We start from the raw sequence: 20,898 nt of genomic DNA on the forward strand, positions 1-20,898 counted from the left end.
TCAGGCCCCTGTCTTGGTGAGGACGGTGGGCGCTTCGGCCTCCTCGTGGAACTCCAGTTGGCGGCGGCGGTTGGGGATGAGCCCTTCGGGGCGGAATCGCATGATGAGGATGAGGGCGACGCCGAAGGAGAAGAGCTGGAACTCGCCGAGGAACTGGAGCTTGTTGGGGATGAGGAAGAGGAGCGCGGCGCCGACGAGGGGGCCGCTGATGGTGCCCATGCCGCCGAGGACGACGGCTGCGAGGAGGAACGCGGAGTTGGGGGGCGCGGAGCTGGCGAAGACGTACTGGTCCGGCGTGACGGCGTAGCTCACGTGGGCCTGCACGGTGCCGGCGAGCCCGGCCAGGGTGGCGCCGACGGCGAAGGCGATGAGCTTGACGCGGAAGCCGTTGATGCCCATGGCCAGGGCGGCGGTCTCGTCCTCGCGGATGGCGATCCAGGCGCGCCCGATACGGGAGTCGCTGCTGCGCCGGAAGACGATGATGACGACCGCGGTGATCAGCAGCATCAGCAGGAAGTAGTTGGCGAAACGGCCGATGGTGACGCCGGCGATGTCGTGGGGGGTGCCCAGGTCGAACCCGAAGATCTTGAGGTCCGGGATGGAGACGACGCCGTTGGAGCCGTTGGTGACGTTGGGGCCCGAGGTGCCGTCGAGGTTGTTGACGGCGATGCGGAAGATCTCCCCGAACCCGAGGGTGACGATGGCGAGGTAGTCACCGCGCAGGCGCAGCGTCGGGGCGCCGATGAGGACACCGAAGACGAGGGAGGTGGCGGCCCCGACGAGGACGGCGGCCCAGAACGGGACGTGCACGTCGATCGGCGAGGTGGGGGTGCCGGAGACCAGGGCCGCGGCGTAGGCGCCGACACCGAGGAAGGCGACGTAGCCGAGGTCCAGGAGCCCCGCGAGGCCGACGACGATGTTCAGGCCCAGGGCGACGGTGGCGAAGATCAGGATCTGGACGCCGAGGGTCGCGTACTGGTCGTCGGTCTGGGTGAAGGGGAACAGGGCGGCGGTGACGAACGCGCCGGTGATGGTGATGTTCTGGTGGCGCGCGGTGATCTGCGAGGCGTGGGCGACGAGGCCGGCCTTGTTGAGGGCGGCGAAGCCGAACCCGGCCGTGAGCAGGAAGCCGATGAAGAGTTCGTCGTACTCGGTGCCGATGCCGTAGGTGAAGACGGTGAGGCCGATGGCGAGGACGGCGATGACGATGAGGATCTCGACGTACGAGGGGAGCTTGCCGACCGGGCGCGGGGTGCCGGAGGTGAAGGCCGCCTTGACGGTCGTCCACTGGTGGCGGGCCCGCTGCTTGGACTGCTCCCAGGAGCTGTCGTCCGGATCGATCGGGTCGGGCAGGGGGTGCTCGAAGGGCAGGGCGAGGGCGCCGATGAGGGCGATGAGGGCGGCCGCCGCCGCGACGTAGGCGCCGGGTTCGAGGTTGACGACGCCGCCGAGGTCGACGCTGATCGCGACGACGGTGTACCAGGTGGTGGCGAAGGTGGCGAGGGCCGCGAACCTGATCGCGCCGTCGGAGCCCGCGGGGGTGAGCCAGGTGAGGCCCTTGACGCGGTAGGAGGAGAGGGTGAAGAGGGCGGTGAGGGCCGCGCCGACGAGGACGAGGACCTGGAGGCCGCCGGGGTAGCCGTAAATGGTGAGTTTGCCGGGGAAGTCGTTCGTCCAGGTCCAGGCGAGGAAGGTGGAGACGATGGCGAGGGCGCTGCCGCCGAGGGCGAGCGCGCGGCCGGTCTTCTCGGGGAGCCTGACGAGGCCGGCGGGCGCGGGCGTGGTGCTCGGGGGCTGGGGTGCGGTGGTCTGTGTCGTCATCGGTTTCACGCCCTGTCCGCGACGCGCTCGCCGAGCAGACCCTGTGGCCTGAACAGCAGTACGAGGATGAGGAGAACGAACGCCCAGACGTCGGCCCAGGACTGGCTGCCGAACTTGTCCATGCCGGGGATGTCGGCGACGTAGGCGGTGGTGAGGGTTTCGGCGATGCCGAGGACGACGCCGCCGATCATGGCGCCGTAGATGTTGCCGATGCCGCCGAGGACGGCCGCGGTGAACGCCTTGAGGCCGAGCAGGAAGCCCATCTTGAAGTCGATCTGGCCGTACTTCAGGCCGTAGGCGACGGCTCCGACGGCGGCGAAGGTCGCGCCGAGGGCGAAGGCGAGGACGATGATGCGGTCGGTGTTGACGCCCATCAGCTTCGCGGTGTCCGGGTCCTGGGCGGTGGCCTGCATGCCGCGTCCGGTGCGGGTCTTCATCACGAAGTAGGCGAGGAAGGCCATCGAGAGGGGGGCGGCGCAGAGCAGGAAGACGTCGCCGGTCTGGATGGTGACGTCACCGATCTCGAAGGGGCCGCCGGGGATCTCCGGGAAGGTGCGCGCCGACTTGGCGTCGGGGTACCAGGCCCAGACCGCCTGCTGGAGGGCGAGGGAGAGGCCGATGGCGGTGATGAGGGGGGCCAGGCGTGGTCCGCCGCGCAGGGGGCGGTAGGCGAACCGTTCCGCGCCGACGGCGATGGTGGTGGCGACGACGATCGCGCCGGCGAGCATCAGGGGCAGCGCGAGCCACATGGTGGTGCCGCTGGGGAGCCAGAGCCATACCGTGAGGGCGCCGAAGCCGCCGGTCATGAAGATCTCGCCGTGGGCGAAGTTGATGAGCTGGACGATGCCGTACACCATCGTGTAGCCGATGGCGACGAGCCCGTACATGGCTCCTAGTAGCAAGCCGTTGACCAGCTGCTGCGGCAGTTCGTTCACCGCATGTCCTCCGTGACGGTCGTGTGGGCGGTGGCTGGATGCGCGAGCGCGCGGGACGCTGGTGGAACAGCGCCCCGCGCGGCTCGTTCTGAGGGTGGTGCCGGCGTCAGCCGCCGTTGTAGGTGCCGGAGGTGACGGTCGCCCAGGCGCCGTTCTTCACGGTGTAGACGGTGAGCTGCTTGTTGGTGGCGTCGCCGAACTCGTCGAAGGAGACCTTGCCGGTCACGCCGTCGAAGGACACGTTCTGCGTGGCGGCGACGACCTTGGCGCGGGCGTCGGAGGGGAGCTTGCCGCCGTTGTCCTCGACGACCTTCTTGACGGCCTCGATGATGGCCCAGGCGCTGTCGTAGGTGTAGCCGCCGTAGGCGGAGTAGCCGTCCTGGTAGCCGGCGGTCTTGTAGTCGTCGATGAACTTCTTGGCGGACGGCAGCTGCTCGACGGGGGAGCCGACGGAGGTGGCGTAGTCGCCGTTGCTGGCGGGGCCGGCGAGCTGGATGTACTTGTCGTCCTTGATGCCGTCGCCGCCGACCACGGGGATCTTGGCGCCGGCCGCGTGGATCTGCTTGGAGAGCGGGCCGGCCTGCGGGAATTCGCCGCCGTAGTAGACGACGTCGGCGCCGGAGTTCTTGACCTTGGTGGCGACGGACGCGAAGTCGGTGGTGTCGGGGTTGATGTGCTCGGTGCCGACGACCTGGCCGCCGAGCTTCTTGAACTCGGTGCTGAAGGTCCCGGTGAGGCCGACGCCGTAGGTCTTCTTGTCGTCGATGACGAAGACCTTGCTCTTCTTCGCGGTGTTGTGGACGTACTGGGCGGCGAAGGGGCCCTGGATGGCGTCGGTGGTGGCGGTGCGGAAGTAGGTCTTGAACTGGCGGACCTTCTTCGTCGCCCAGTCCGGGCCCTGGGTCAGGGAGGGGCCGGTGTTGGCGGGGGAGATCTGGACGAGGCTCGCGGCCTCGAAGACCTTCTGCATGGAGACGGCGACGCTGGAGTTCAGCGGGCCGACGACGCCGAGGACGCTCTTGTCGGCGACGAACTTCGTGGCGTTCTGCTGGCCGGGGGCGGACTGGCCCTGGTCGTCGAGGGGCACCATCTTGAAGGTGACGCCCTTGACGTACTGCTGCGCGTTGGCGTTCTTGACGGCGAGGTCGGCGGAGTTCTTCATGCCGAGGCCCATGGCGGAGAGCCCGCCGGTGATCGGGGCGTCCAGGCCGATGGTGACGACGGTGTTGCCGCCGGCGTCGCCGCCGTCCTTGTCGCCGCTGTCATCGCGCGAGCCGCAGGCGGTCAGTGTGAGGGCCCCCGCGGCCAGTGCGGCGGTGATGGAGATGAGCGAGCGCTGTCGCACGATGCAGTCCTTTCCCAGGCACGGCCCTCCCCCCTGGAAGTGGCCGAGTCGAGCGCTGTGCCGAAGGGGTATTCCAGCCGCGCCGTGACTGGCCGTGACTCTAAGCGGGGCCGGGATAGCTGGAGGAGTGTCTGACCAATGCTGTGACTCTCTTGTTATGACACGAGGTAATGCAGAGCGGTACTGGAAGGGTGGAACAGTGGAATTCCGACTGATTCGCCCCGTCCACATGGTGAGAACGCGCAGGACCGAACAGGTCCTGTTCAGGAGTCTGGGGCGTTTTGCTGATTACTCGAATTCGTTGCCGCAGGCTCTTGTCCGGTACCGCCTCTCTATTGCGTGCTCATTACGCTGGGTTACGTTCAGGAAAGGGAATCGGACGTTCCTGATCAGTTTTCTGTATTCCGTCCCCCGCATACCGATGGTGAAAAACGCCGCAGGCCCACGCCCCTCGCGGGGGCGCGGGCCTGCATCGATATGCGGCGGACGGCGACCGGTCAGCGGACGCCGGGGGCCTGTTCGCCCGTCGAGACGTCACGCAGCAGACAGGTCAGTCGCGCGGTGCACACCCGCCGGCCCGCCTCGTCGGTGATCGCGATCTCGTACGTCGCCGTCGTACGGCCCCGGTGCACGGGCGTCGCCACCCCGGTCACCACGCCGGAGCGCACGCCCCGGTGGTGCGTGCAATTCAGGTCGACCCCGACGGCGATCTTGCCGCTGCCGCCGTGCAGCATCGCGCCGACCGAGCCCAGCGACTCGGCGAGGACGGCGGAGGCGCCGCCGTGCAGCAGCCCGTACGGCTGCGTGTTGCCCTCCACCGGCATCGTGCCGACGACCCGCTCCGCGGACGCCTCGACGATCTCCACGCCGATCCGGGTGTTGAGGTTCGGGGCGGAGAACAGGGACGGCAGGTCGACGCCGAGGGCGGCGTACTCGTCTACGACCTCTTGCGGGAACGTCTGCTCGGCCATGGTGTCCGGCTCCGTTTCGTCTTCGTGGCGCGCTGCGTCCGCTGGGGACGCTGACGACGTCTGATGCTGATGCTCGCTGAGCAAACGCTCAGGCGGTCGCCGATTGTTCCAGACGCACCACGACGGACTTGCTGGCCGGGGTGTTGCTGGTGTCCGCCGTCGCGTCCAGCGGCACCAGGACGTTCGTCTCCGGGTAGTACGCCGCCGCGCAGCCGCGCGCGGTGGGGTAGACGACGACCCGGAAGCCCGGCGCGCGGCGCTCCACGCCGTCCTTCCACTCGCCCACCAGGTCGACGTAGTCACCGTCCTCGAGCTTCAGGCCCTGCGCGTCCTCCGGGTTGACCAGCACCACCCGGCGACCGTTTTTGATCCCCCGGTAGCGGTCGTCCAGGCCGTAGATCGTGGTGTTGTACTGGTCGTGGCTGCGCAGCGTCTGGAGCAGCAGACGACCCTCGGGCAGCTTCGGGAACTCGACCGGCGCGGCGGTGAAGTTGGCCTTGCCGGTCGCCGTCGGGAAGCGGCGTTCGTCGCGCGGGGCGTGCGGCAGCGCGAAGCCGTCCGGGTGCGCCACGCGCGCGTTGAAGTCCTCGAAGCCGGGGATCACGCGCGCGATGCGGTCGCGGATCGACGCGTAGTCCTTCTCGAACTCCTCCCACGGGGTCGCGCTGCCCTCGCCGAGCACGCGGCGGGCCAGCCGGCACACGATCGCCGGCTCCGACAGGAGCTGCGGGCTCGCCGGCTTCAGGCGGCCCCGGGAGGCGTGCACCATGCCCATCGAGTCCTCGACGGTCACGAACTGCTCGCCGGAGCCCTGGAGATCGCGTTCCGTGCGGCCCAGGGTGGGCAGGATCAGCGCCCGCGCGCCGGTCACGACGTGCGAGCGGTTCAGCTTCGTCGACACGTGGACCGTCAGGCGCGCCTTGCGCATCGCGGCCTCCGTGACGTCCGTGTCCGGGGACGCCGAGACGAAGTTGCCGCCCATCGCGAAGAAGATCTTCGCCTCGCCGTCGCGCAGGGCGCGGATCGCGCGGACGACGTCGTAGCCGTGCTCGCGCGGGGGCGCGAAGCCGAACTCGCGCTCCAGGGCGTCCAGGAACGCGGGCGCCGGGCGCTCGAAGATGCCCATCGTGCGGTCGCCCTGCACGTTGCTGTGACCGCGCACCGGGCACACGCCCGCGCCGGGGCGGCCGATGTTGCCGCGCAGCAGGAGGAAGTTGACGACCTCGCGGATCGTGGGCACCGAGTGCTTGTGCTGGGTCAGGCCCATCGCCCAGCAGACGATCGTCTTCTCGGACGCGAGGACCATGCGCAGGGCTTCCTCGATCTCCGCGCGCGTGAGGCCCGTCGCCGTCAGGGTCTCGTCCCAGTCGGCGGCGCGGGCGGTCGCCGCGAACTCCTCGAAGCCGTGGGTGTGTTCGGCGATGAAGTCGTCGTCCAGGGCATCGGGTGTGTCGAGGATCAGCTTGTTCAGGAGGCGGAACAGGGCCTGGTCGCCGCCGAGGCGGATCTGGAGGAACAGGTCCGTGAGAGGAGCGCCGGCGGTCATGCCCTTCGCGGTCTGCGGGTTCTTGAACTTCTCCAGGCCCGCCTCGGGCAGCGGGTTGACGCTGATCACCTTCGCGCCGGACGCCTTCGCCTTCTCCAGCGCGGAGAGCATGCGCGGGTGGTTCGTCCCCGGGTTCTGGCCCGCGACGATGATCAGGTCCGCCTGGTACAGGTCCTCCAGCAGGACGCTGCCCTTGCCGATGCCGATCGTCTCCGACAGGGCCGAACCGCTCGACTCGTGGCACATGTTCGAGCAGTCCGGCAGGTTGTTCGTGCCCAGCTCCCGCGCGAAGAGCTGGTACAGGAACGCGGCCTCGTTGCTGGTGCGGCCCGACGTGTAGAACACGGCCTCGTCCGGGGAGTCCAGGCGCGCGAACTCCTCGCCCATGAGGTCGAAGGCGCGGGCCCAGGTGACGGGTTCGTAGTGCTCGCCGCCCTCCGCGAGGTACATCGGGTGCGTGAGCCGGCCCTGCTGGCCCAGCCAGTAACCGCTGCGCGTCGCGAGGTCGGCGACGGAGTGCTCCGCGAAGAACTCCGGCGTCACCCTCCGCAGGGTCGCCTCCTCGGCGACCGCCTTCGCGCCGTTCTCGCAGAACTCCGCGGCGTGCCGGTGATCGGGCTCCGGCCACGCGCACCCCGGGCAGTCGAAGCCCTCCTTCTGGTTCACCCGCAGCAGCGTCAGCGCCGTCCTGCGCACGCCCATCTGCTGCTGCGCGATCCTCAGCGAATGCCCCACCGCCGGCAGGCCCGCCGCCGCATGCTTCGGCCCGCCCACCTGCGGCGCGTCCTGAACCGGATCACTCTTCGGCGCCTTCCCGGCCATCCCAGATCTCCTTCGCAACCGCCCGTGGGGTACGCCCTAGATCCTCCCACGCGACACCGACAACAGCCCTGCCCCGTGCGGTTTCCCTCCGGGACACGGGCTTTGGGGCGAACACGGCGTGCCGGACGCGGGTCCGTCGTGGCCGGTCGCGCAGTTCCCCGCGCGCCTGAGGTGCGTGGGGGCGAGCGCGGTGTGTTTGGGTGCGGGCAGCCACCCACACCGGCACCGGCACCGGCCCGGGACGCTCGCCTGCCGCGGGCTGGGCCGAACACCCGACGCGCGTGGGCGCGTACGGATGTTGACGGCGTCATGAAGGTGGCCGGGCGCTCGCCCTCAGCGGCTGCCGGGTCTCGTCTGCCGCCTGCCGCCCGTCGCCCGCTGCTTGTCAGCCCGCGCTCGCTGCTCTCTGCCTTCCCCTCCTCCCGCCTCCTCCCCCCTCCTCCCGCCGGCGAGTGCCCCCTCCATCCTTGTCCGGCGGGAGCCTCCTCGGCCGAAACCCCCGCCCCGGCAATGGCGTGGGGCTCGTTGTCAGTGGCGCGTGGCAGGATCGGGGTGTGGCAGAGACAGGATCGAAGCAGAACGAGAACGCGGCCGACGGCGCCCGGCCCCGGCTGATGCTCATGGACGGGCACTCGCTGGCGTACCGCGCGTTCTTCGCGCTGCCGGTGGAGAACTTCACGACGGCGGTGGGGCAGCCGACGAACGCGATCTACGGCTTCGCGTCGATGCTGGCGAACACGCTGCGGGACGAGGCACCGACCCACTTCGCGGTCGCGTTCGACGTGTCCCGCAAGACCTGGCGCTCCGAGGAGTTCACGGAGTACAAGGCGAACCGCTCGAAGACGCCGGACGAGTTCAAGGGCCAGGTCGAGCTGATCGGCGAACTGCTGGACGCGATGCACGTCCCGCGCTTCGCCGTGGACGGCTTCGAGGCGGACGACGTCATCGCCACGCTGGCCACCCAGGCGGAGGCCGCCGGTTTCGACGTCCTGATCGTCACCGGCGACAGGGACTCGTTCCAGCTGGTCACCGAGCACACGACGGTCCTGTACCCCACGAAGGGCGTCTCGGAGCTGACCCGGTTCACCCCGGAGAAGGTTGTCGAGAAGTACGGCTTGACGCCCGCCCAGTACCCCGACTTCGCGGCGCTGCGCGGCGACCCCTCGGACAACCTCCCCGGCATCCCCGGCGTCGGTGAGAAGACCGCCGCGAAGTGGATCAACCAGTTCGGCTCGTTCGCGGAGCTGGTGGAGCGCGTCGAGGAGGTCAAGGGCAAGGCGGGCCAGAACCTCCGCGACCACCTGGAAGCCGTCAAGCTGAACCGCCGTCTGACGGAGATGGTGCGCACGGTCGAGCTGGACAAGGAGGTCCCCGACCTGGAGCGCGCCCCCTACGACCGCACGGCCGTCGCCCTCGTCCTGGACACCCTGGAGATCCGCAACCCCTCCCTGCGCGAGCGCCTGCTGGCCGTCGACCCGGGCAGCGAGGAGGCCGGCACGACCCCGGTCGTCTCCGCGGGCGTCGAACTGGACGGCGCGGCGCTGAGCACGGGCGAACTGGCCCCCTGGCTCACGGAACACGCCACCGCCCCGCTCGGCGTCGCGACGGTCGACAGCTGGGCCCTCGGCACCGGCCAGGTCGCCGAGATCGCCCTCGCCACGGCCGAAGGCCCCGCCGCCTGGTTCGACCCCTCCCAGCTCGACGAGGCCGACGAGACCGCGTGGGCGGCCTGGCTCGCGGACGCCGAGCGCCCCAAGGTCTTCCACAACGCCAAGGGCGCGATGCGGGTCTTCGCCGAGCACGGCTGGTCCATCGCCGGCGTCGCCATGGACACCGCCCTCGCCGCGTACCTCGTCAAGCCGGGCCGCCGCTCCTTCGACCTCGACGCGCTCTCCCTGGAGTACCTGGGCCGCGAACTGGAGCCCGCCGCCGCGGCGGACGGCCAGCTCGCGTTCGGCGCGGACGACGGCGCCGAGTCCGAGGCCCTGATGATCCAGGCCCGCGCGATCCTCGACCTCGGCACGGCGTTCGGCGAGCGCCTGGCGGAGGTCGGCGCGGCCGACCTGCTGCGCGACATGGAGCTGCCCACGTCGGTCATCCTGGCCCGCATGGAGCGGTACGGCATCGCCGCCGACCGCGCCCACCTGGAGGCCATGGAGCAGATGTTCGCGGGCGCCGTCCAGCAGGCGGTGAAGGAGGCGCACGCGGCCGCGGGGCACGAGTTCAACGTCGGCTCGCCCAAGCAGCTCCAGGTGGTCCTGTTCGACGAGCTGGGCCTGCCGAAGACGAAGAAGACGAAGACGGGCTACACGACCGACGCGGACGCGCTCGCGTGGCTGGCGACCCAGACGGACAACGAACTGCCGGTCGTCATGCTCCGCCACCGCGAGCAGGCCAAGCTCCGTGTCACCGTCGAGGGCCTGATCAAGACGATCGCGGCGGACGGCCGTATCCACACGACGTTCAACCAGACCGTCGCCGCGACCGGCCGCCTCTCCTCCGTCGACCCCAACCTCCAGAACATCCCGGTGCGCACGGAGGAAGGGCGCGCGATCCGGCGCGGGTTCGTCGTCGGCGAGGGCTTCGAGTCCCTGATGACCGCGGACTACAGCCAGATCGAGCTGCGCGTCATGGCCCACCTCTCCGAGGACCAGGGCCTCATCGAGGCGTTCACCTCCGGCGAGGACCTGCACAACACGGTCGCCGCGCAGGTCTTCGCCGTCGACAAGGACGCCGTCGACGCGGAGATGCGCCGCAAGATCAAGGCCATGTCGTACGGCCTCGCGTACGGTCTCTCCGCGTTCGGCCTCTCCCAGCAGCTCAACATCGACGCCGGTGAGGCGCGGGCCCTGATGGACACGTACTTCGAGCGCTTCGGCGGCGTACGCGACTATCTCCACCGCGTGGTCGACGAGGCGCGGGCGACGGGCTACACGGAGACGCTGTTCGGCCGCCGCCGCTACCTCCCCGACCTCAACAGCGACAACCGCCAGCGCCGCGAGATGGCCGAACGCATGGCCCTCAACGCGCCCATCCAGGGCACCGCCGCGGACATCGTCAAGATCGCCATGCTGAAGGTGGCCGCCGCGATGGAGGAAGCGGACCTGACCTCCCGCCTCCTCCTCCAGGTCCACGACGAAATCGTCCTCGAAATCGCCCCCGGCGAACACGACCGGGTGGAGGCCCTGGTCCGCCGCGAGATGTCCGACGCCGTCCACCTCCGCGCCCCCCTGGACGTCTCGGTGGGCTTCGGCCAGGACTGGGAATCAGCGGCTCACTGATCCACCACCCCGGGTGCCCCTCACAACGGGGGGCACCCACCCGGACCCGGCCGTACGGCCCACTGCGCGCGATGCGCACTTGCCGCCCGCAGCCCCTTTCGGAACTTGGGCCCGCACCGCCAAGACCGCCCGGCCGACCTTTGTCGTCTGGGCCGCCCCCGTCTGGACCGTCCGGTGCGGGCCGCCCATGTGATTCAGCCGGCACCGGCCTCGCCTTGAGGGCGGCCCGCGAGGCCGTCCCCCTCCCAGCCCGCACCCCTCGCCTCAACCCGTAGCCCACCGGCTCCCGTCATCCGGCCGCCTCTGTCCCGGCCTGCCCTCTCCGCCGCCACGGAGTCTCCCGGCGGTGCCGCACTCGCCGCACCCATCGGCAGGGACGCCCGCACCGCACCTACAAACTCCGCGCCCCCACCCCTGTTTCCCCGGCTCACTCCCCTCCGCCGCCACGGCGCTCCGCCAGGACGGCCTGTTCCGGCGGTGCCGAACCCGCCCCGCCCGCCGGCCGCCACACCCGCACGGCGACCCCGTACAGCGCGACCCCCACCACCAGCCCGGCGCCCGCTCCGAAGCACACCGTCGGGATGACCTCCCAGGGCTTCGCCCGCTCGCCCCAGTAGGCCCACCAGCGGGTCACGCGGAGTGCCGCGCCGACGGCCGCGCACGCGGTGAGGAGGGCGCCGGCCGCCCAGCGGTCGCGGTGGGCCAGGAGGGGCAGCCCGGTTGCCGCCGTGGCCGGTGCCCGCCGTACCGCGTGGGCCAGGAACCCCGCGATGGCGAGGGCGGCGAGCAGGGAGCCCCCGTACTGGAGGTACCAGTACAGCGGTGACCCGGCGATCTCGTCGCCGAGGACGGGGAACAGGCGCATGCCCCAGCGGTCGAGGTGGGTGAAGGCGTCCCAGACGACGTGGGTGAGGGCACCGAGGACGGCGGAGACGTACCAGCGCAGCACCAAGGGCCCCGTCACGCGCGCGCGGGGCACCCCGCACCGCGTGAGGAGGGCGACGCGCCCCCGCACGGAGCCCGGCAGCAACGCCATCAGCGGCTCGCGGACCAGCAGCCACACCCCCACCAGCGTCCACGCGAGCAGCACGTCGACCGTGAACACGCCGGCGAACGAGTGCGTGACGTCCCCGAACTCCATCGCCCCGGCGACCGCGCTCGCCGCGTAGTACGTGAGGTCCGGCGCGAAGGACCCGGCGACGAGAACGGCGGGAACCAGCCGACCCCGCCCGCTCCCGTCACCGCGCACCCCCGGCAGCACGGCGGCCGCATGACTCAAGGTGAACGGCAAAGCTGCTCCTCAGGACGGAAGGTGACGACGGCGGACTGACGAAGACGTTCACTTGGTGGGACGCGGTTCCCGCCCCACGGCACCTGAGCGTCGGATGAAAACCCACCCCGACGGGTGCCGGTGCCAAGCGAGTTGACGTAGGGTCGCCCTACCCGCCGGTACGCCCGATGGCCGGGGGACGAGCGGTGACGGTGGGACGAGATCGGCCCCGAGGGGCAACCCACGGGGCGAGCCGATCGTCACACAAGAGAACGTCACGACAGACGGACGTCGCACGAGGAACACGGCAGTCGAAGACGGGCGCTCGCGCCCACGGGAGGGGTTCACTTCATGTCGGCGCATTTCGGCAGGAGGCTGCGCAAGAGCGCGGTCAACACCACCGTGGCCGCCGTCGCGGTCGCCGCCCTGGCCGCGTCCCAGGCACCGGAGGTCGTCGCGGGCGCGGCCCAGGACAGACAGTCCGCCGACACCCCCGCCGCCGCGCCGGAGGCCGGTTCGACGACCGGCGGCGCCACCGGCAACTCGCCGTACTACACGGACCTGCCGCCCCTCAACAGCCCGAGCCCGGTGCCGAGTTCCGGCGTCACCCCGATACCCGGCACCGGTACCACCGGTACCGGCACCGTCTCCGAGTCGGGCATCCCGGCGACCGTCCTGGACGCCTACAAGAAGGCCGCGCTCGCCCTCGCCGGCGACAAGCCCGGCTGCCACCTCCCCTGGGAACTCCTCGCCGCGATCGGCAAGGTCGAGTCGGGCCACGCGAGCGGCGGCAACGTCGCGGCGGACGGCACGACGATCACCCCGATCCTCGGCCCGGCCCTCAACGGCGTCGGCTTCGCCCACATCAGCGACACCGACGGCGGCGCCTACGACGGCGACAGCACCTACGACCGCGCCGTCGGCCCCATGCAGTTCATCCCGTCGACCTGGGCGTGGGCGGGCCGCGACGCCAACGGCGACGGCAAGGCGGACCCCAACAACGTCTACGACGCCGCCCTGGCCGCCGCGCACTACCTGTGCCGCAACAACTGGGACATGAGCACGTCCTCGGGCCTGCGCAGCGCGATCCTCAGCTACAACAACTCGACGGCGTACTACAACACCGTCACCTCGTGGCTGGAGTACTACCGCAAGGGCGTCCACGGGATCCCGGACGGCACCGGCACCGTCCCGGGCGAACGCGGCGGCACGGGCACGGGCACGGGTACCGGCGCGGGCGGTGGCCCGAAGACCACCCCGCCGAGGACGACGCCCCCGAAGACCCCGGGCAAGCCGTCCCCGCCCGCCACGCCCCCGAAGCCCACCCCGCCCTCGACCCCGCCGGCCACGCCGCCGGCCCAGACCCCGACGGACACGGTCCGCCGCCTGGAGAACGCGGGCACGGGCGCGCTGACCGCGCAGGCGGGCGACACCTTCACGCAGAAGCTCGCCGCCCGCGCGGAGACCGCCGCCGGCAAGGCCGTCGCCAAGGTCCGCGTCCGCTTCCTGATCGTCGGCGACACGGACGCCTCCTTCACCGGCGGCGAGAAGCTGGCGACGGTCACCACGGACGCGAAGGGCGTCGCGACGGCGCCCGCGCTCCAGGCGGGCGAGACGGCCGGCTCGTTCACCGTGCGCGCGCTGGTCGTGGGCCGCGCGGTCGACCCGGTCGACTTCAAGGCGACGGTCACCGCCCGCTCCGCCGACCTCCTCGCGCGCCTGGGCGACGCCCTGCTGAGCGTCGTCGCGGGCGGCGAGTTCGCCGACCGGGTCGAGGTGAAGGCCACCAGCAAGGGCGCCGCCGCCGGCAAGGTCGCCGCGACCGCCACCCTGGTCGCCGGCGCGGGCAGCACCACGGTCAACGACAAGGGCCCGTACTTCAAGGACGCCGCAGGCAACCCCGTCCGCTCCCTGACCGGCCTGGTCACGGACGCGGACGGCACCCTGAAGCTGCCGAAGCTGTACGCGGACGGCACCGCCGGCACGTTCGTCCTGAGGATCACGACGACGGGCGGCGCGGCCCTCACGGTCACCCTGACCGTCACGGCGGCCCCGACCGCCACCCCGGAGCCGGAGCCCAGCGGATCGTCCTCCGAGAGCCCCGCGCCGACCGGATCGACCGAGGCGTCACCCTCCGCCTCCTAGGCCCGCACAGGCCCGTACAACGGCCGTGGCGCCCCTCCTCAGGGAGAGGCGCCACGGCTGTTCTCATCTCGGCCGCCCGTTGCTACGGTGCCGACACCTGACGCCCCGTCAGGTCCGGGAGGTCCGTATGCGCGCCCTGATCGCCGCCGCGACCGGTCTGGCCGTCGCGCTCGCCCTCGCCCTGACCGTCAGCGCCCTCGGCACCCCCACCGGCGAGACGTCGCCGAAGCCGCTGCTGACGACCGTGCCCGCGCACCCGTGAGGAGGACGCGATGCGCCGCACAGCCGCCCTGATCCTGCTCGCCCTCGCCGTGTTCTTCGCCTCCCTCGCCCCCCTGCTGCGCTGGTACGCCTTCCCACGCCTGGCGAAGATCCCGCCGAACACCCACCAGGAGACCGTCCTGGAGGCGCGCGACGCCACCCTCCTCGACTACGGCACCATGCGCGCACGCACGGTGCCCAAGGTGACGATCGTCCAGACCCTCAAGGGCAACGTCGAGGAGTCCGAGCGGATCGAGAAGAAGGCGGGCCGGGACGTCGTCGTCTGGGACGGCCTCTCCTACGTCGTCGGCCCCGACGGCAAGATGGTCTCCAAGGTGCCCGAGCGCTACATCTTCGACGCCCACACGCAGGAGCCCGTGCACGCGCCCGGCGAGATGGTCGACGGCGACCCCGTCACCCGCACGGGCATCGAGTTCAAGTGGCCCTTCCTGACGGAGAAACGGGACTACGAGTACTTCGACGCCCAGACCCGCACCTCCGCCCCGATCCACTACAAGGGCACGCGCGCGTTCCGGGGCCTCACCGTCTACTACTTCGAGCAGACGGTCCCCTGGACGCGGGTCCCCCTGCCGAAGACCATGCCGGTCGCCGGGATCACCCCCGAGACGGTCGCCGCCACCGGCACCACCCGCTGGTACACGACCGTCCGCAAGTTCTGGGTCGAACCGCTCACCGGCGCGCCCGTCAACGGCGAGGAGGTCCACAGGGAGGAGCTGCGCGGCGGCACGCTCCTGGGCGACCGCGACAGGGTCACCGCGTTCGCCGGGGAGGTCAAGATGCGCGAGGACTACATCGAGCACGCCGTCGACCTGGTGAAACGCAACCGCACGCTCGTCCTGCTGATGACCTCCTACCTCCCCTGGGGCTTCGCCGGCCTGGGCGTCGTCCTGCTCGCCCTCGCACTGCTCCTGGAGGCACGCGGACGCCGTCCCGCCGCCCCGCGCGCGGAGCCGCTGCCCGAACCGGTCACCGCCTGAGGCGCGCGTTCGTGTGCCGCGTCGGCTCGGCCGTCGCCGGGTCCTCGGGCCACGGGTGCTTCGGGTACCGCCCGCGCAGCTCCGCGCGCACGCCCCGGTAGCCCTCGCGCCAGAACGACGCAAGATCCGCCGTCACGGCGGCCGGCCGCCCCGCGGGCGACAGCAGCTGCACCACCACCGGCACGCCCGCGAGCCGGGGCGACTCCTGAAGCCCGAACATCTCCTGGAGCTTCACCGACAGCACCGGCCGCGCGGGATCCCCGTAGTCGACCCGGACCCGGGAACCGCTCGGGACGGTGATCCGCTCCGGCGCCAGCTCGTCCAGCCGCCCCGCCTCCCCGGACGCCCACGGCAGCAGCCGCCCGAGCGCCGCCCCCGCGTCGATCCGCGCGAGATCGGCCCGCCGCCGCGCCCGCCCCAGCTCCGGCTCCAGCCACTCGTCCACGCGCGCGTACAGCGCCGCGTCGGAGACGTCCGGCCACGGCTCCCCGACGTGCGCGCGCACGAACGCCAGCCGCTGCCGCAGCCCCACGGCCGGCTCCGTCCACCGCAGCGCCCCGAGCCCTTCCTGCCGCAACCCGTCGAGCAGCGCCTCCCGCACCGCGCCGGCGTCCGCGTCCCGGATCACCCGCACCCCCAGCTCGACCGCCCCCAGCCGCTCCACCCACCGCGCCACGACGTCCCCACCGGCCCACAGCACCTCCTCGCGCGCGTCCAGCAGCGCCCCGGCGGCCCGCCGGGCGACCCCCTCGTCCACCACCACCGCCCCCTGCACCCGTGCGTGCCCCCTGCCCACCGGCCGGTCCGCCACCGCGACCGCCAGCCACGGCGCCAACCGCAGCGCGGAACCCTCCCGCACCTCCGCACGCGTACCGGACACCATGAGATACGACCCCCCGTCCAGCCTGGCCACCCGCTCGGGGAAGGCGAGCGCGACGACCAGCCCGACGGCATGCTCGTCCCCACCCTCGCGCGCGTGCCGGGACGGCCCCTGGACGGACCTGCCCTCAGCCCCCGGCCCGCCCTTGGCCCCCGCCACGCCCCGGGCGCCGGACGCTGGTCCGGCCGTTTCCCCGGCGACGCCCTTGCTTCCCGCCCCGCCTCCGGCCCTCGCCCCGCCTTCGGCCCCCGGCCCGCTCTCGGTCCCCGGCCCGCCCCCGGTCCCCGCCGCACCCTGGGCGCCGGACACCCGTCCGCCCGTCTCCCCGGCGACTCCCCGCAGCCGGCGCACCTCCGCCCGCCAGCGCGCGCTGTACGCGTCGCCCCCGCGCCGGGCGCTGCGCAGCGCGGCGGCCAGGTCGTCGCCGTACTCGCGCGGGGCCTCCTCGCTCAGCAGGGCCACGACCTCGGCCGCCCGCTCGGGACCCACCTCCGCCGAGCCGTCCAGCAGGGCGCGGCCCAGGCGGGGGTGCAGGCCCAGCCGGGCCAGGCGGGCGCCCCGCGCGGTGGCCCGGCCGGTGGGGTCGATCGCGCCGATCGCCGTCAGGAGGTCACGGGCCGCGGCCATCGCGCCGGCCGGGGGCGGGTCGAGCAGGGCCAGCGAGGAGGCGTCAGGATCGCCCCAGCAGGCCGCCTGGAGGGCGAACGCGGCGAGGTCGGCCACCTTGATCTCCGGGGCGGGAAAACGCGGCAGACGGCCGTCCTCGGCCTCGGCCCAGCAGCGGTAGACCACCCCCGGCGCCTCACGCCCCGCACGCCCGGCCCGCTGCCGCCCCGACGCCTGCGAGGCCCGCACCGTCGCCAGCGCGCTCAACCCGCGCGCGTGATCGACGCGCGGCTCGCGCGCCAGCCCCGAGTCGACGACCACCCGCACCCCGGGAACCGTCAGCGACGACTCCGCGACGGCCGTCGCCAGCACCACCCGGCGCCGCGCCCCGGGAGCGAGCACCGCGTCCTGCACGGCGGCCGGCGCCCGCCCGTGCACCTGGAGCACGTCGACGTCCCCGAGCCCGCCCAACTGCCCGGCGACCCGCGCGATCTCGCCCACCCCGGGCAGGAAGCACAGCACGTCCCCCGCCCGCTCGGCGAGCGCCCGCCGCACCACCGACGCCACGTGCGCGAGCAGCGCCGGATCGACACGCATCCCGTGCGGTGGCCGCACCGCGCGCGCAGGCGGCGCCCACACGGTCTCGACCGGGTACGACGCCCCCCGCGCCTCGACCACGGGCGCCCCGCCGAGCAGGCCCGCCCACCCCTGCGCGTCGGTCGTCGCTGACGCCGCCACCAGCCGCAGCTCCGGCCGCAGCGCCTCCCGCACGTCCCACAGGAACGCGGCGGCGGTGTCGGCGTCCAGATGCCGCTCGTGGCACTCGTCCAGGACGACGACGTCGACCCCGCCCAACTCCTGGTCCCGCTGGAGGCGTTGCAGCAGCACACCGGTCGTCACGACCTCCACGCGTGTGTGCCGCCCGACGACCCGCTCCCCGCGCACGGTGTACCCGACGCTCTGCCCGGCCTCCTCGCCCAGCAGCCACGCCATCCGCCGCGCGGCGGCCCGAGCGGCGATCCGCCGGGGCTCGGCGACGACGACCCTGCGCGCGGGCGCCCCGCCGACCAGCCCGGCCAGCGCCAGCGGCACCAGCGTCGTCTTGCCCGTCCCGGGCGGCGCCACGAGCACGGCCGTCCCGTGCCCCTCCAGGGCGTCGGCCAGCGCGGGCAGCGCGTCACGGACCGGAAGGGCGTCGAGAGCGTCGTAACGGATCACGCGGACCAGTGTCGTACGGCGCGGGGAACGCGCCCCACGCGCGCGTGCATGAAAAGGGGCCGTCAGTCCCGTTCGCAGACGAAGATCGCCGTCCCCGGGATCAGGTTCCCCCGCAGCGGCGACCACCCGCCCCACTCCGAGGAGTTCCAGGCCGGCCACTCCGGTTCGGCGAGGTCGACCAGGCGGAATCCGGCGGACACGATGTCCCGGACGCGGTCGCCCATCGTCCGGTGGTGTTCGACGTAGAGCGCGTGCCCCTCGTCGTCCTGCTCGACGTAGGGCGTGCGGTCGAAGTAGGAGCCCGAGACGGACAGCCCCTCGGGACCGGGCTCGTCGGGGAAGGCCCAGCGGATCGGGTGCGTCACGGAGAACACGAACCGTCCGCCCGGCCGCAGCACCCGGTGCACCTCGCGCAGCACGCGCGCGGGCTCGGCGACGAACGGCAGGGCGCCGTACGCGGAGCACGCGAGGTCGAACGAGCCGTCCGCGAACGGCAGTACGGCCGCGTCGGCGCACACCAGGGGGATGCCGCCGCCGATGCGCAGGGAGTGCTGGAGCTGGCGGTGGGAGATGTCGAGGGCGACCGGGTGGGCGCCCTGCGCGGCGAGCCAGCGGGAGCACTGCGCGGCGCCCGCGCCGATCTCCAGGACCGCGCGGCCCTTCAGCTCCTCGGCGGGGCCCAGGAGTTCGGCCTCCACCTCGTCCAGCCCCTCGGGGCCCCACACGAAGCGGTCGTCGCCGAGGAACGTGCCGTGCTCGGTCTGGTACTCGTCCGCGTTGCGGTCCCACCAGCCCCGGTTGGCGCGGGCGCTCTCGGTGGCCCCGGCGTCACGCCGGGTCGCCTCGGGCTCGGGGTCGGCGTCGTGGTCCGGGACGGACACCGTTGGCTCTTGGATGATCGGCTCCCTCGTCGTACTCTTCCGTCACTCGTTTTCGAGGTGCGGGTTCACCGGCGGCGTCACGGAAGGGGCCTCGCGGGCCTGCGTTGGCCTCCAGGGACGCTTCTTGTGCCGGGTATGCGGCGATCCGCCCCGGGTGTGCGCCTTCGCGCATTGACCCCGTCCGGCTGCCCCCGTATGCTACAAGTTGCGCTGCGGGCCTGCGCACCTCAGACGTAGCAGGCTGCGCTCGCATCTGTTGTATGTCCCCTCGGTTGTCGAGGCGTCGTCGCTGTTCTCCGGTGACGCGCTTCCTTGGCTGTCCGGTCTTCATCAGTGCGAAACGGGCTCCTGGCGCAAGCAGTACCTACGACTTCAATGTCCGTACCGGAGCCCTTTCCCACATGACGAGCAGCACCGAGACCACCGCCACCACCCCGCAGGTTGCGGTCAACGACATCGGTAACGAGGAAGCCTTCCTCGCCGCTATCGACGAGACGATCAAGTACTTCAACGATGGCGACATCGTCGACGGCGTCATCGTCAAGGTTGACCGGGACGAGGTTCTCCTCGACATCGGTTACAAGACCGAAGGTGTCATCCCGAGCCGCGAGCTCTCGATCAAGCACGACGTCGACCCCAACGAGGTCGTCGCCGTCGGTGACGAGATCGAAGCCCTCGTTCTCCAGAAGGAGGACAAGGAAGGCCGCCTGATCCTCTCGAAGAAGCGTGCCCAGTACGAGCGCGCCTGGGGCACCATCGAGAAGATCAAGGAAGAGGACGGCATCGTCACCGGTACCGTCATCGAGGTCGTCAAGGGTGGTCTCATCCTCGACATCGGCCTCCGTGGCTTCCTCCCGGCCTCCCTGGTCGAGATGCGCCGCGTCCGCGACCTCCAGCCCTACGTGGGCAAGGAGCTCGAGGCGAAGATCATCGAGCTGGACAAGAACCGCAACAACGTGGTCCTGTCCCGCCGTGCCTGGCTGGAGCAGACCCAGTCCGAGGTCCGCCAGACGTTCCTCACGACCCTCCAGAAGGGTCAGGTCCGCTCCGGTGTGGTCTCCTCGATCGTCAACTTCGGTGCCTTCGTGGACCTCGGTGGCGTCGACGGTCTGGTCCACGTCTCCGAGCTGTCCTGGAAGCACATCGACCACCCCTCCGAGGTCGTCGAGGTCGGCCAGGAGGTCACGGTCGAGGTCCTGGACGTCGACATGGACCGCGAGCGCGTCTCCCTGTCGCTGAAGGCGACCCAGGAAGACCCGTGGCAGCAGTTCGCCCGCACCCACCAGATCGGCCAGGTCGTGCCCGGCAAGGTCACGAAGCTGGTTCCGTTCGGTGCGTTCGTCCGCGTGGACGAGGGCATCGAGGGCCTGGTCCACATCTCCGAGCTGGCCGAGCGCCACGTGGAGATCCCGGAGCAGGTCGTCCAGGTCAACGACGAGATCTTCGTCAAGGTCATCGACATCGACCTGGAGCGTCGCCGGATCTCGCTGTCCCTCAAGCAGGCCAACGAGTCCTTCGGTGCCGACCCGGCGTCGGTCGAGTTCGACCCGACCCTGTACGGCATGGCCGCGTCCTACGACGACCAGGGCAACTACATCTACCCCGAGGGCTTCGACCCCGAGACCAACGACTGGCTCGAGGGCTTCGAGGCTCAGCGCGAGGTGTGGGAGAACCAGTACGCCGAGGCGCAGTCCCGCTTCGAGCAGCACCAGCAGCAGGTCATCAAGAGCCGCGAGGCCGACGCCGCTGCCGCTGCCGAGGGTGGCGACGCCGCGGGCGCGGCTCCGGCCGCGGGTGGTGGCTCGTACTCCTCCGAGGGCGCGGACACCTCCGGCGCGCTCGCGTCGGACGAGGCGCTTGCCGCCCTGCGCGAGAAGCTGGCCGGCGGCCAGAGCTGAGCTCACCGCACGACCGGCGC

At 71.8% G+C, this 20,898-nt stretch carries 13 protein-coding genes; 5 read left to right on the forward strand and 8 right to left on the reverse strand.

The features are described 5' to 3' along the window. The 5 genes from IAG44_RS30190 to IAG44_RS30210 all read right to left on the reverse strand — a co-directional run bounded on the left by IAG44_RS30190 (position 1) and on the right by IAG44_RS30210 (position 7,440). Positions 1-1,821 (reverse strand): branched-chain amino acid ABC transporter permease, encoded by a 1,821-nt coding sequence (locus tag IAG44_RS30190; RefSeq protein ID WP_187750235.1) that lies wholly within the window; start codon positions 1,819-1,821, stop codon positions 1-3. Positions 1,822-1,826: 5 nt separating this feature from the next. Beyond that, a complete protein-coding gene (locus tag IAG44_RS30195) occupies positions 1,827-2,756 on the reverse strand; it encodes a branched-chain amino acid ABC transporter permease (protein WP_187750236.1) in 930 nt (309 codons plus the stop codon). A gap of 106 nt (positions 2,757-2,862) precedes the next feature. Further along, positions 2,863-4,101 carry a branched-chain amino acid ABC transporter substrate-binding protein gene (locus tag IAG44_RS30200; protein ID WP_187750237.1) on the reverse strand — a complete coding sequence of 413 codons (1,239 nt, stop codon included), beginning with the start codon at positions 4,099-4,101 and terminating at the stop codon, positions 2,863-2,865. Between the two features lie 497 nt (positions 4,102-4,598). Further along, the gene (locus IAG44_RS30205; RefSeq protein WP_187750238.1) at positions 4,599-5,072 is read right to left on the reverse strand and encodes a PaaI family thioesterase; all 474 of its coding nucleotides are present in this window, start codon (positions 5,070-5,072) and stop codon (positions 4,599-4,601) included. Between the two features lie 88 nt (positions 5,073-5,160). Further along, positions 5,161-7,440, reverse strand: coding sequence for an FdhF/YdeP family oxidoreductase (locus IAG44_RS30210; protein ID WP_187750239.1), 2,280 nt, complete (start codon positions 7,438-7,440; stop codon positions 5,161-5,163). 554 nt (positions 7,441-7,994) lie between these two features. On the opposite strand from IAG44_RS30210, the gene polA reads away from it, so the two are divergent. Then, positions 7,995-10,721 carry a DNA polymerase I gene (gene polA / locus IAG44_RS30215; RefSeq protein WP_187750240.1) on the forward strand — a complete coding sequence of 909 codons (2,727 nt, stop codon included), beginning with the start codon at positions 7,995-7,997 and terminating at the stop codon, positions 10,719-10,721. 427 nt (positions 10,722-11,148) lie between these two features. Here the strand turns inward: polA and IAG44_RS30220 are convergent, their stop codons facing one another. Continuing rightward, a complete protein-coding gene (locus IAG44_RS30220; protein ID WP_187750241.1) occupies positions 11,149-12,012 on the reverse strand; it encodes a DUF4184 family protein in 864 nt (287 codons plus the stop codon). A gap of 330 nt (positions 12,013-12,342) precedes the next feature. On the opposite strand from IAG44_RS30220, the gene IAG44_RS30225 reads away from it, so the two are divergent. From IAG44_RS30225 to pgfA, 3 genes are all read left to right on the forward strand, one after another. Continuing rightward, a complete protein-coding gene (locus tag IAG44_RS30225) occupies positions 12,343-14,136 on the forward strand; it encodes a lytic transglycosylase domain-containing protein (RefSeq protein ID WP_187750242.1) in 1,794 nt (597 codons plus the stop codon). 127 nt (positions 14,137-14,263) lie between these two features. After that, positions 14,264-14,398, forward strand: coding sequence for an SPW_0924 family protein (locus tag IAG44_RS30230; protein ID WP_187750243.1), 135 nt, complete (start codon positions 14,264-14,266; stop codon positions 14,396-14,398). Between the two features lie 10 nt (positions 14,399-14,408). Beyond that, a complete protein-coding gene (gene pgfA, locus IAG44_RS30235) occupies positions 14,409-15,395 on the forward strand; it encodes a cell envelope lipid trafficking protein PgfA (protein WP_187750244.1) in 987 nt (328 codons plus the stop codon). On the opposite strand, the gene IAG44_RS30240 is transcribed toward pgfA, so the two are convergent. Both IAG44_RS30240 and IAG44_RS30245 read right to left on the reverse strand, forming a co-directional pair. Next, positions 15,385-18,099, reverse strand: a complete 2,715-nt coding sequence (locus IAG44_RS30240; protein WP_187750245.1) for an ATP-dependent RNA helicase — start codon at positions 18,097-18,099, stop codon at positions 15,385-15,387. The genes pgfA and IAG44_RS30240 overlap by 11 nt on opposite strands. Positions 18,100-18,161: 62 nt before the next feature. After that, complete coding sequence (locus tag IAG44_RS30245) at positions 18,162-18,980, reverse strand: class I SAM-dependent methyltransferase (RefSeq protein WP_246562181.1); 819 nt, start codon at positions 18,978-18,980, stop codon at positions 18,162-18,164. Positions 18,981-19,381: 401 nt separating this feature from the next. Here IAG44_RS30245 and rpsA point away from each other — a divergent pair, with 401 nt between their 5' ends. Beyond that, positions 19,382-20,878: a 30S ribosomal protein S1 gene (gene rpsA, locus IAG44_RS30250; protein ID WP_055718046.1), complete on the forward strand. Its 1,497-nt coding sequence runs from the start codon at positions 19,382-19,384 to the stop codon at positions 20,876-20,878. Positions 20,879-20,898 lie beyond the last annotated feature (20 nt).

Source organism: Streptomyces roseirectus (assembly GCF_014489635.1).
Lineage (GTDB): Bacteria > Actinomycetota > Actinomycetes > Streptomycetales > Streptomycetaceae > Streptomyces > Streptomyces roseirectus.